12 protein-coding genes are annotated in these 12645 nt (G+C 44.9%); 8 read left to right on the top strand and 4 right to left on the bottom strand.

Annotated elements, in window-relative coordinates; translation table 11 throughout:
- Positions 1 to 90 precede the first annotated feature (90 nt).
- The 3 genes from ggt (at position 91) to ACFQ21_RS00885 (ending at position 3991) form a co-directional block, all read left to right on the top strand.
- Positions 91 to 1782, top strand: a complete 1692-nt coding sequence (ggt, locus tag ACFQ21_RS00875) for a gamma-glutamyltransferase (RefSeq protein ID WP_377573471.1) — start codon at positions 91 to 93, stop codon at positions 1780 to 1782.
- Positions 1783 to 2152: 370 nt separating this feature from the next.
- A complete protein-coding gene (locus ACFQ21_RS00880) occupies positions 2153 to 3202 on the top strand; it encodes a sensor histidine kinase (protein WP_377573474.1) in 1050 nt (349 codons plus the stop codon).
- An 81-nt stretch (positions 3203 to 3283) separates the two neighbouring features.
- Positions 3284 to 3991 carry a LytR/AlgR family response regulator transcription factor gene (locus tag ACFQ21_RS00885; protein WP_377573476.1) on the top strand — a complete coding sequence of 236 codons (708 nt, stop codon included), beginning with the start codon at positions 3284 to 3286 and terminating at the stop codon, positions 3989 to 3991.
- A gap of 8 nt (positions 3992 to 3999) precedes the next feature.
- On the opposite strand, the gene ACFQ21_RS00890 is transcribed toward ACFQ21_RS00885, so the two are convergent.
- From ACFQ21_RS00890 to ACFQ21_RS00905, 4 genes are all read right to left on the bottom strand, one after another.
- Positions 4000 to 5133 (bottom strand): sensor histidine kinase, encoded by a 1134-nt coding sequence (locus ACFQ21_RS00890; RefSeq protein ID WP_377573479.1) that lies wholly within the window; start codon positions 5131 to 5133, stop codon positions 4000 to 4002.
- 27 nt (positions 5134 to 5160) lie between these two features.
- Entirely contained in the window at positions 5161 to 5583 is a 423-nt protein-coding gene (locus ACFQ21_RS00895) for a response regulator (protein ID WP_377573481.1), read from the bottom strand.
- 720 nt (positions 5584 to 6303) lie between these two features.
- Positions 6304 to 7857, bottom strand: coding sequence for an OmpA family protein (locus tag ACFQ21_RS00900; protein ID WP_377573484.1), 1554 nt, complete (start codon positions 7855 to 7857; stop codon positions 6304 to 6306).
- A 149-nt stretch (positions 7858 to 8006) separates the two neighbouring features.
- Entirely contained in the window at positions 8007 to 8597 is a 591-nt protein-coding gene (locus ACFQ21_RS00905) for a DNA-3-methyladenine glycosylase (RefSeq protein WP_377573487.1), read from the bottom strand.
- 102 nt (positions 8598 to 8699) lie between these two features.
- On the opposite strand from ACFQ21_RS00905, the gene ACFQ21_RS00910 reads away from it, so the two are divergent.
- The 5 genes from ACFQ21_RS00910 (at position 8700) to ACFQ21_RS00930 (ending at position 12643) form a co-directional block, all read left to right on the top strand.
- Positions 8700 to 9551, top strand: a complete 852-nt coding sequence (locus ACFQ21_RS00910) for a DUF2911 domain-containing protein (protein WP_377573490.1) — start codon at positions 8700 to 8702, stop codon at positions 9549 to 9551.
- Positions 9552 to 9630: 79 nt separating this feature from the next.
- Positions 9631 to 10020: an acyl-CoA thioesterase gene (locus ACFQ21_RS00915; RefSeq protein ID WP_377573492.1), complete on the top strand. Its 390-nt coding sequence runs from the start codon at positions 9631 to 9633 to the stop codon at positions 10018 to 10020.
- 62 nt (positions 10021 to 10082) lie between these two features.
- Positions 10083 to 11453 carry an amidohydrolase family protein gene (locus ACFQ21_RS00920; protein WP_377573495.1) on the top strand — a complete coding sequence of 457 codons (1371 nt, stop codon included), beginning with the start codon at positions 10083 to 10085 and terminating at the stop codon, positions 11451 to 11453.
- 29 nt (positions 11454 to 11482) lie between these two features.
- Positions 11483 to 12379, top strand: coding sequence for an aldo/keto reductase (locus ACFQ21_RS00925; RefSeq protein WP_377573498.1), 897 nt, complete (start codon positions 11483 to 11485; stop codon positions 12377 to 12379).
- A gap of 75 nt (positions 12380 to 12454) precedes the next feature.
- Positions 12455 to 12643, top strand: a complete 189-nt coding sequence (locus ACFQ21_RS00930; protein ID WP_377573501.1) for a hypothetical protein — start codon at positions 12455 to 12457, stop codon at positions 12641 to 12643.
- The last annotated feature ends 2 nt before the right edge of the window (positions 12644 to 12645 follow it).

Here is a 12645-nt window from a genome sequence, read left to right on the forward strand (position 1 = left end):
CAGTAAAGATGTTAATCACCACTCATACATAAATACCTTCTAAAACACTCTGGGAATTAATACTTTTAACTCGACTTAACCAATTTTAAGATGATGAAACGCTGTATTCCGCTTTTACTTGCTATAAGTGCAGTTGCCTGTAACAGCAGTCACCGGCACGAACGGATTACAGGTTTGGTTGCTGATTCGGCCATGGTTGTATCGGCTCACCCGCTGGCATCGCAGGTTGGCGTAGACATTATGCGTAAAGGTGGTAACGCGGTTGACGCTGCTATCGCTACGCAGTTTGCTCTGGCCGTGGTATACCCAAGTGCCGGTAACATTGGTGGTGGTGGTTTTATGGTATACCGGAAACACGATGGCAGTATAGCTACCCTGGATTACCGCGAGAAAGCTCCGGGGGCAGCATCGCGCAATATGTATCTTGATTCAGCCGGCAATGTCATTGATTCACTTAGTCAGGACGGACATTTATCGAGTGGCGTGCCTGGTTCAGTTGCCGGTATGCTGGAAGCGCATGCTAAATTTGGCAAGCTTCCGTGGAAAGATCTTGTTGAACCTGCTATAGCACTTGCATTGAATGGCTTTGTAGTGACAGAACGTGAAGCACGCGGACTGAATTACCTGAATGATATACTCATCCGGAAGAATACGATACGTCCGGAGTTTTTGCTTCGTGAGAAATGGGTGGCGGGCGATACCATTCGCTGGACAGATTTAGGACATACACTTGAACGCATTCGCGATAACGGCTTTGCAGGATTTTACGAAGGTAAAACAGCGGATGATATAGTGGCGGAGATGAAACGTGGCAACGGTCTTATCTCGCACGAAGATCTGAAGAACTATAAAGCTGTCTGGCGCGATCCGATCATCGGTCAGTATAAAGACTATAAAATCATTTCCATGGCGCCACCGTCTAGCGGGGGCGTTGCGTTGATGCAACTGCTGCGTTCGGTAGAACATTATCCAATACGCGAATGGGGATGGAACTCTGCGCATACCACGCACCTGCTCGTGGAAGCAGAACGCAGAGCTTACGCTGATCGCTCGGTATACCTGGGCGATCCGGATTTTGTAAATGTACCGGTGAAGCAACTGACAAATTCACTCTACACAGATGAACGAATGAAGTCGTTTGATCCTGATCATGCCACGCCAAGCAGCAAGATCAAAGAAGGTTCGCTCGCGCTATATGAGTCTCCGCAGACTACGCACCTCTCGGTGATCGATCCGGAAGGAAATGCTGTAGCCGTTACTACAACTTTGAATGATGCGTACGGCTCGAAAGTAATTGTTGCCGGCTCAGGCTTTTTGCTGAATGATGAAATGGACGACTTCAGTGCAAAGCCAGGCTCTCCGAATATGTATGGTGTTATCGGTGGTGAAGCCAACAGGATCGAACCTAATAAACGCATGCTCAGCTCCATGACACCAACCATCATTGAACGCAACGGCCGGCTGGTAATGGTGGTGGGTACTCCGGGAGGTTCTAAAATTATCACGAGTGTTTTCCAAACGATACTCAATGTACTCGAACATAACATGACGATGCAGGAGGCTGTAACAGCGAAACGCTTTCATCATCAATGGCAACCCGATACGATCGCGAACGAGTATAACGCTTTCTCTGCAGAGGATAGTCTGAAGCTGGTAAAGATGGGACACGCCTTCAAAGCGCACCGCTCCTTCTGTCGTGTTGATGCTATATTGGTACGGCCGGATAGTACGCTGGAAGGTGGCGCTGATCCGCGCGGAGATGATACAGCCTTCGGCTTTTAGAAACGTTATCCGTTAACCGTTAATGGTGAGTCGTTAGTCGACATCCTAAAAATCGCTTTGTGCAACTTGACGTCTTTTTCTCTGGGTTCTTTGTGCAACTGGATTTTCTAAATCCTGGAAAGTAACGCGTGGCGTCATTGTAATTAACCAATTGCAGCCACAACCGCGATTAACGATTAAGAATAACGAATAACGGTTCGCGACATCCATCCCTCACAAGATGCTATCAGGGAGTCCAAACCCGTAATCGATGCCTCATGGTCTGCACGATATGATCATTTCCGTTACCTTTGCAAGCTATTGTATAGAGGGAGAAACTGCCTTTACCAGTTACTTGTTCCGTACGTCCTTAACCATGTCAGCATAGATTGTGAAGCAAGCTATTCCATCCATTTTACGAAACAGAATCTTCCAGCACGTTTTGTTCTGGGTGGCGCACCTTGTGTTTTACGCTACGCTATACGGAAGCTTCCAGGAGAATTACCGCCAGACTTTTTTCGAAGAGCTTCTTTACTTACCGGTACGCATCATCTTTACTTATTTTACTTTGTACTACCTGCTGCCGCGCTTTTTGCTAACGGGTAAATATGGAGAATTTGCGCTTTGGTTTCTGGGGTCGTCATTTCTGGCAGGCACGCTTCAGCGATACTTTTCGTATAACTACTACTACCCTATATATTATCCGCAGGCACTCGCCGATCCATTCTTTTACTTTCCCAAGATCGTAAAGATGTTTGTGATGATATATCCTGTAACTTTTACAGCTACCGCTATAAAACTGCTCAAGTACTGGTATACCAATCAAAAGGCGCAACAGGTATTAAAGGAAGAAAAGCTCCAGGCTGAATTGAAGTTTCTAAAAACGCAGATACATCCGCATTTTCTATTCAATACGCTGAACAACCTGTACGCGCTTACGTTGAAAAAATCGGAGCGCGCCCCGGATATGGTGCTGAAGCTTTCGGAGCTGATAAACTATATGCTGTACGAATGCACCAGCGATGAAGTGCCGCTCGCTAAAGAGATAAAATTTATCCGTAACTATATCGATATTGAAAAGATGCGTTATGGTGACAAGCTTGATGTAGATATACGCATTACCGGTGAGGTGAACGACCGCACCATTGCTCCGCTGATACTGTTACCTTTTGTAGAGAACTGTTTCAAGCATGGCGCCAGTGAAGAACTGTCGCAGTCGTGGGTAAAGGTAAGTGTTGATGCGCAGGAGCATGTTATCCTTATCAAAGTAGAGAATAACAAAACGAATGGCAACGGGCACACGCGTAAAGAAGGCATCGGCATACAAAATGTAAAGCGCAGACTGGACTTGCTATACCCGGAGCAATACGAACTGAAGATCATGAATGGTGAAGAAACATTCCTGGTGGTACTCACCATCACTCAGCACACTTCAGCATAATAAAAATGTTATCGTTCCCTGCTGGTTTAGAACACCGGCAATGTATATATTTCAAAAAGATGAATCCAACAGTATAACGATATGAAGTGTATAATTGTTGATGATGAACCGCTGGCGATCGAGATCCTGGAATCGTATGTAAGCAAGATCGATCAGTTGGAAATTGCCGGTACATTCCGCAATGCTGTGTCGGCTTTTGCTTTTCTTCAACAGAATACAATCGACCTGATCTTCCTGGATATACAAATGCCCAAACTCTCAGGTATTGATTTTCTGCGAACGCTGAAGAATCCTCCGAAGGTAATTCTCACGACTGCATTCCGTGATTATGCACTGGATGGTTTTGAACTGGAAGTAGTAGACTACCTACTGAAGCCTATACCATTTGAACGTTTTCTCAAAGCAGTAGCCAAAGTATTGCATCAACCTGCGCCTGCTGCTGCAACCACTAAACCGGATGCAGCTTCTGCCGATAGCTTTGTATACTTTAAGGTAGATAAGAAGATGATCAAAACCCGCATGGCCGACATCTTATATATCGAGAGTATAAAAGACTATGTGAAGGTAAAGACAGCCGACAAGGAAATTATTACGCAGCAAAAAATCAGTTACCTCGAAGAGAGTTTACCGCGCGAACTGTTTCTGCGCATACACCGCTCGTTCATTGTAAACGTTGAACGCATCGATGCATACTCTGCTACCGATGTTGAGATCGGTAAACACTTTGTACCCATCGGGCGTAACTATAAGAATGATGTTATGAAAATACTGGCGCGTAATGCATTCTGATGCGCCTGTTATTTTGATACTTCCTGCGGTCCGTGGTTCGGAATCTCCATGTTAAATATAGTTCCCTTGCTTAACTCAGATTTCACATCAATCGTACCATGAAGTTTATCCACAGCTTCCTTTACAATATATAGTCCGAGGCCTGCCCCTTCGCTCCGATCGGTAGCGCGGAAGAACATATCAAATATACGCGTCTGTAAGTCCTGCGGTATACCTATACCGTTGTCTTCAAAGTGTATCTTGGCGCTTTTTGCGTCCACGGTAATGTGGATGTGAATGAACTGTTTCTTCTGTATAGGCGAACGATACTTGATCGCATTTGATATCAGGTTATTGCAGATAACACTCAGTCGTTGTGAATCGGAATAGAATGGCTCTGTCTCTTCCAGTGTAATCTGTTTTTCAATGTTCTCCGATCCTTCCATATAGTATAACCTGTCGAACATGTCTTCAATCAGTTGCTTCAGATTTACCCGCTCGATTCGAACCTCACTCCGCGCGTTACGTGAGTAATCAAGTATCTCCTTTAGCGTATTGTCCAGTTTATGAATGCTCTGTTCGATTTTATCGAAATACATATCATAGATGAGATCATCATTCTTGTCGTTCATCTTGGCTAACTGCACAAGACCCAATACCGACATGAGCGGAGCACGCAGGTTGTGCGATACACTATATACAAAGCTGTCGAGTTCTTTATTAATCTTGACAAGTTCATTGTTCTGTTTACGCAAAGCTGACTCTGCTTTCTTGCGTTTCGATTCCATCTGCCGCTGCTTCAACGCATTGTCAATTGCGGAAGGCAGGCGCGCCAGGTTTGATTTGAGTACATAATCATCAGCTCCCTGCTTCAGGCAACTTACAGCAAACTCTTCTGATACCGTACCGGTAACTAGTATAAATGGTCCTTTGAAACCGGACTGTTTGCAGATCTTCAACGCTTCCTGCGAGTTGAACTGGGGCAAAGCATGATCGGATAAAATAATATCAGGACTATATTCAGCCAATGCTTTTACAAACTCCTCTCGGGTATCAACATTATAGCTGGTATAGTCAATACCATCTTTTGTTAATGTGCGATTGATGAGGCCGGCATCTTCTTCCCGGTCTTCGAGCATCAGAATTCTAAGTTTTTTCTCCATACGCTACTACTCCATTTTTTCATGCTGTTACTTGATCGGCGGCTGATTAAGTATCAGCCAGAAAAAACCAATCTCCGAAACAGCACTCACAAATTTTTCAAACTCTACGGGCTTCACTATGTAGGCGTTAACACCCAATTTATACGTTTCAATTATATCTCGTTCTTCTTTGGATGATGTTAATACCACGACCGGTATAATTTTTCGATTTTCGTCACTTTTAATCTTACGAAGTACTTCGATACCATCAACCTTCGGCATCTTTATATCCAACAGAATGATCTTGGGGAGTGAACTGGTTTGCGGAGAAAAGATAAAGTTAAGAGCCTCTTCTCCATCCTGTAAATGCAACAGGTTATTGGCCAGGTTGTGCTTCTTCAAAGCACGTATGGTTAATTCTGCATCATCCGGATTGTCTTCTACCAGCAGAATCTCTACAATATTAGTCATAAGGGTAGTTTAGTGTTTGGGTGAAGTCCTGCAAAAAGTGGAAGATATATCTTCATATACTTTACCATGCATTCCATGTTTATACCATATCGGGGCAATTACTGGACAGACTCCCGGCCAACTATACCAACATGCGCTGAAAATTTTGTGCCCGGTATACATATCCACAAGTATGATGCCCATCTGAAAAACATATAACAAATCAAACGTGTATACTTACCGTTGGTATGCAACCTGAAATACAGCAAAGCCCTGTACACTGAACTATATTTTACGATCGTAAGAACTAACTATAGCATGCGCGTGCATACTACCTGCTATACATGTTGAATGTACCTTGGATGTAGTACACATTACATCTGCAACAAGCTTGTATTCAAACGTTTCAATCAAATGGTATACAGTATAGAACAACCTTGCGAAGACGGTTGCCAGGTCAGAACGTTGATAAAAATATAGTCTTATCTCCAGCATGCAAAAAGTACACAATAGTTTTAACTGCCATCGGTATATCTAACTTATCCAATAATTAAATCAAATAGAAATGTTTTTAGTCTGAAATGATTAGTGGTCAACCTGAGTCATGTAATAAATTGATTCACTTTTGAAAGCGACAACATTAAGAAACAATAAATTTTCTGTAAAAACAACGAAATACAAAAAAAGCACCCCCGAATACAGGAGTGCTTTTTTTCTTTTTTTAATTAAAAAGTAGTGAGTCTACAGCTTTTTGATGATGAACTCCACCCTGCGGTTAAGCTGTCGGGTCTCTTCATTATCGTTATTGGCAATCGGCATAGCCCCTCCGTAGCCTTTGCCGGAGATGCGTTTCTTATCAACTCCTTTTTCGGTGAGATACTCTTTTACCTTATCAACCCGGGCTTGCGAAAGCTTAACATTCTGTGCCGGTATGCCACGGTTGTCGGTGTGACCCGCCAGTTCAATCTTCACATTGGGATTCGATTTGAGGAAAGAAATCACCATATCCAGCTCATCATACGATTGTGGAAGCAGGTTTGTCTTGCCTTGTTCGAATAAAACGTTCTTCAGATTTACAGTCGTACCCACTTCAACCGGCTGCAGTTTAAAGTTCATCTCAAGCTCTTTCATCTCGTAGGTCTTGATGTCGAGCTTCTCCAATGAACTTACATACCCGGCAGCTTCGATCTTTACAACGTACTCGCTAACCGCAGGCACTACCAGTGAGTAACCGGCCTCTACCCCTGCCGTCGCGTCTTTGCGTTGCTGGCCCGGTGTGGGAGCGTTAAAGGTAATTTTAGCCTGTATAAATTCATTCGTCTTGGCATTTAATACTTTACCATAAATGCGCACTCTGTTATCCGGAATAGCCGGTGTTGTTACCGGGGGCGTTGTGGTTGTTTTTACAGCAGCCACTACGTTGGTGGTGTCTTTTGGTGCCGGAGGCTGATCGCTGCGCTTGTGCATTTTCACATCGCCATAACCATCGCTGTTCTTGGTGCTGGTAAAAAGCGAGAACTCCTGCGAAGAATAATCATGATAGTATAAATCGCGACCTTCGGTATTAATGTCGGGCCCCAGGTTTTTCGGCTCTGACCAGTTCAGCCATGTATCATCCAGACGTGATGATGAGTATATATCAAAACTTCCAAATCCTTTGCGGCCATTGCTTGAGAAATATAGTGTCCGGCCATCATCGCTCAGCGATGGTGACAGTTCCTGGAACTGCGTGTTAATCACCGAGCCCAGGTTACGCGGCTCCGACCACTTACCGTTGCTATCTTTCAGCGTTATATATAAATCTTCAACACCACGGGTGCCATACGTTTCTGCTGAAAACACAAAAGCACTTTCATCGGGTAATATATATCCGCTGAGTGACTCGGATTTATTCTGAAAATAAGGAATGGCAATGTTCTCGGGAGCAGACCAATCACTGCCGCTGCGTCTGGCTACTGCTATACCTTGCGTGCGCGCCTGACCGGCTGCATCATAATGACTTAACAGGAAGAGGTTATTGCCGTTATCCGAGAAACCGGCCACACCGTTGAAGCCGCGGTTATTCAGATGAGGTCCGGCATGGATCGGAGCTGACCATTGATTGTTTTCGTTTAGCACGGAGTACCAGATGTCGCCCGGGTCTTTCTTGCCTCCTACATTGTTGGGGTGATTGGCAATGGTAACATATAGGGTTCGTCCATCGGGACTAATGATCGGGTCGAGCTCATCATACGGTGAGTTGAGCAGATCAAAGGTACCGGTTGAATCAGCAACCATAGGTTGGCCGATCGACATGAACGTTAAAAGCAGAAGCAGTACAGAACTAAAAAGGCGCATACTCCACTAAGACTAAACTTCAAATATACTATTTACCTGTTAATTGGTGAGGCTAACCGGGTGATAATCTTTAGTATGGCTTGCTTACAAAGAAGCGATCTATACTTTTATTTACTGACCCATTTGCTTCCCTTGATTGTAAATCTCCACGGAAGCCTGGCATCTTCACCAGCATAATCTATACCGATGCGGGCGCTGGCCTCGATGTTGCCAGCAGAAATTTTCTTTCCCGTATCCTCTATCCAAACTTCGTTGTCGAGCAGGAATTTTCCATTCAACTTTCTGTCAATGCCCAAAGCTTTAGTTAGTTTACCCGGACCAGAGGTCAGGTGAAAAGGATTAGCAAGCGAGCCTCGTCTCATCTCCATCTCTTTTAATCCATGTACCGGCTCCAGTGCCCGCACGAGCACAGCCTCGGCTATACCATTTTTATTCGTCACTACATTAAAGAGATTGTGCATACCATAACACAGGTATACATAGGCATAGCCGCCCTTCTCGAACATGATGGCGTTGCGTTGTGTCTTCCGTGCTTCATAGGCATGGCAGCCCCGCTCCTTCCACGAGTATGCTTCGGTCTCTACGATTATACCGCTGGTAACAACGCCTGCTATTTTTGTAACGAGCACTTTGCCAAGGAGTTCGCGGGCAATCTTTACAACATCAGTCCGCTGGTAAAAATTTTCCGGAAGTATCATGCTTATTTTACTGATCCGATTAACTCTTTTTTAACAATGCCAATTCAAAACGTTGTTTAACTTTGGCCCTCTATAACTCAAAACAACCAAAAATATACCACCATGAAAAAATTATTACTGATTGTTTTAGTCATTATCGCGCACCTGTCATCCGATGCACAGGTAGTGACACCGGCTGCGAGCCCTGCCGGTTCAGTGTCTACAACGATAGGTCTAACAGACGTAAAGATCAACTACTTCCGTCCGCGTGCAAAAGGAAGAAAGATATTCGGAACCGAAGCTGCTGTACTCGTACCGTTCGGCAAGATCTGGAGAACCGGTGCCAACAGCGGAACCAAAATCTCTTTTTCTGACGATGTAAAGGTTGAAGGTATCGCTGTACCAAAAGGTGAATACCTGTTGCTGACATGGCCTGATGCCAACGAATGGACTGTTGTATTATCCAAAGATGTAGCGTTGGGTGGTAACACCGGCAAGTACGATAAAGCCAACGATGCTGCTAACTTCAAAGTGAAGCCAACCAAGCTCACCGAAAAAGTAGAAACCTTCACGATTAACATTGGTGATTTCTCTGATGATAACAAGAGCGGTAAAGTACAACTGGCGTGGGAAAACACATCCGTGAAATTTACCATCACAACAGACTTCGAAGCAAAAGTGATGAAGTCTATCGAAGAGAATACCAAAGTAAGCCCGAGCAACTACTTCCAGGCAGCAGTATACTATCTTGAAAACAAGAAAGATATGAAGCAGGCACTGGAGTGGGTTAACAAAGCTGCTGAAGGTATGAACAGTCCGTTCTGGGTATTATACCAGAAGGCAAGAATCCAGAAAGAACTGGGCGACAAGAAAGGCGCGACAGAATCCGCTACTGCTTCTCTGGCAAAAGCAAAAGAAGCTGATAACCGCGATTACCAGATGATGAACGAAGAACTGCTGAAGTCATTGAAGTAATAACGACCGATGAGTATATTTACTCTCGAAGGCCACTGCTCCGGCGGTGGCTTTCTTTTTTTAGATGAAATGTATAGCTATGGCAACACCCTTCGAACACAGGATTACCGTATCGGCCGAAGACATTGATGAACTGGGCCACGTAAACAATGTAGTGTACGTGCGCTATATACAGGAAGTAGCAGCTGCCCATTGGGACACGATTGCCTCTGCCGAACTAAAAGCTAAATTTCTGTGGGTGGTGCTACGCCATGAGATTGACTATCGTACACCCGCCTTTCGCCACGATGAGATCATTGGCACAACGTGGGTTGGCGAAAGTCATGGAGCCAAATTTGAACGCTTTGTAAAACTGGTGCGCGCGTCTGATCAGAAAGTGTTGGCCGAATCAAAAACCATGTGGTGCATGCTGGACGCAAAGACGATGCGGCCCGCACGAATTACAGAAGATATAGTGAATATTTTATAAGCGGCTTTCGGCCTGTTACCGGATATCGTAATTTCAGTGATGTAATCATCCCCTCTTACACCATGAAAAAAAATATACTCAGCAGCCTGCTGTGGCTGTTTGTTTTCTATAGTACATCCTATGCTCAGGATGTAATCAATTCAACGCAACGTGAAATTGTGATCACCCATGTTAACGTAGTGCCCATGGACACCGAGCGTGTTCTTGAAAACCAGACCGTTGTTATCAAGGATGGCAAAATTACTGCGGTGGGTACAAAGGCAAAGTATAGCAAGAATGCCTTTGTGATTGACGGCCAAGGTAAATACCTGATACCGGGGTTGGCCGAGATGCACGCGCACGTACCGCCTGTTGATGATATAGAACCGATGAAAGAAGTGTTGACGTTGTTTGCTGTAAATGGTATAACAACGATTCGCGGTATGCTGGGACACCCGAAACACCTGGAGCTGCGCAGTAAATTACAGCAGGGCGAAATTCTGGGACCGCGTTTATATACTACTGGTCCTTCCTTCAACGGTATCAGCGTTACATCACCCGAAGCCGGTGCAGAAATGGTGCGCAAACAGAAAGCGGCTGGCTATGATTATCTGAAGCTACACCCCGGACTTACGCGCGCGAAGTTCGATGCTATAGCCGCGGCTGCCAAAGAAGTAAATATACCTTTTGCAGGACACGTATCGTTTGGTGTGGGTGTATGGCGGGCGATTGATGCCGGGTATTCATCGATCGATCACCTCGATGGTTTTATCGAAGGACTCGTGCCCGGTATAGAAACCATGAACGAACAACAAGCCGGTTTGTTCGCGATGTTTATAGCGGATGAAGCTGATACCACACAGATACCCAGACTGATGAAAGGGCTGAAAGAAAAAAACGTGTGGGTTGTTCCAACACAATCGCTGGCAGAAAGATGGTTCGCTCCTGAATTTACTCCGGATATGTTCAAGGCTGATCCCGATGCAAAGTATATGAAGCCGGAGACTGTCAATCAATGGATGGATGTGAAAAAGAACCTGATGAGCAATCCGCAGTATAATGTTGCCGAGGTAGAGCAATTCATCAGGCTCAGACGAAAACTGATCCTTGCATGCCAGCAAAATGGTGTGGGACTTTTATTAGGATGCGATGCTCCGCAGATATTCAATGTTCCCGGTTTCTCTACACATCATGAATTACAATATTTAGTGCGGGCTGGTCTTACTCCATACCAGGCGTTGCGCACAGGCACTGTAAATGTAGCGGCATATCTGAATCGTGTGGATGCGGGAGTAATTAAACCCGGTGCTACAGCCGATGTTATACTCCTTGCCGGAAACCCGTTGGAAGATATTACGCAGACTCAAAAGATAGAAGGCGTTGCGCTGGGCGGGAAGTGGATAACGAAAGCATCGATCGCAGCTGCGCTGGATAAACTCGACAAAACCAAATAACCGGTATATATTTCCTACCGGCATATTCTATGCAGTATAAACCACTGGGTACATCCGACTTAACGATCAGTGAAATCAGTTTCGGTTGCATGTCGCTGGGCAACGATCATGATGCCAATGCGACCTTACTCCACCACGCATTCGACCAGGGCATTAATTACTTTGATACCGCTGACATATACCAGAACGGTTTTAACGAAGAAACCGTAGGCCGTGCCTTCAAAACGATGCGCGATAAAGTAATAATCGGAACGAAGGTCGGCAATCAGGTACGTGCCGATGGTAACGGTTTTGACTGGAATGCTTCGGGCAAGTATATACGCGGAGCGGTTGAAAAAAGTCTGAAGCGATTGCAAACTGACTATATCGATCTATACCAGTTGCACGGTGGCACCATACAAGATCCTATTGATGAAACCATTGAGGCGTTTGAGTCACTGAAGCAGCAGGGTAAAATTCGCTACTATGGTATATCTTCCATTCGTCCGAATGTGATCCGTGAATATGTAAAACGCTCTGCCATCGTAAGCGTGATGATGCAGTATAGCTTACTCGATCGCAGACCAGAAGAAGAATGTCTTTCTCTCCTTCATCAAAATACGATTGGTGTACTGGCGCGCGGCAGTGTAGCCAGGGGATTGTTACTTGGCAAATCAGCAGAGCCATACCTGAACTATACAGCTGCCGATGTGTCGAAAGCTGCAGATGCTATAGCAGCGGTAACGAAAAAAGGAAGAAGTACTACGGATACTGCATTAAAATTTATACTGCATCATCCGGCTGTTACGAGTGCAGTGGTTGGCATCCGAACGGAGCAACAACTGCATAGTAATATTCAATCCTCCACAGCACCTTCACTTACGCAGCAAGTGCTGCAACAGCTACGAAATGCGGTGCCCATAAATCGCTACGATCAGCATCGGTAGCCATGGCGCGCATTTGAATTGATTGCATTTTTACCCGGCATTATTTTTTAAACTATGCTTTTAAAAAACGCTATCATGGAAAGTAACGATAAAAATAAGGACACTACGAAAAACAGAGATGCTGCTACAGGAGTAGAAACACCACCACCACCGCAGATTATGGATCCGTCATCACAGAAGGAAATAGAAGATAAAAAAGCTCCGGAAGGAAAAAACGAATCGGTTACGAAGTCTGATAAGAAAAAGACTAAAGCTAAAAAGTAACG

It is taken from the genome of Ohtaekwangia kribbensis (assembly GCF_042676245.1).
Lineage (GTDB): Bacteria > Bacteroidota > Bacteroidia > Cytophagales > Cyclobacteriaceae > Ohtaekwangia > Ohtaekwangia kribbensis.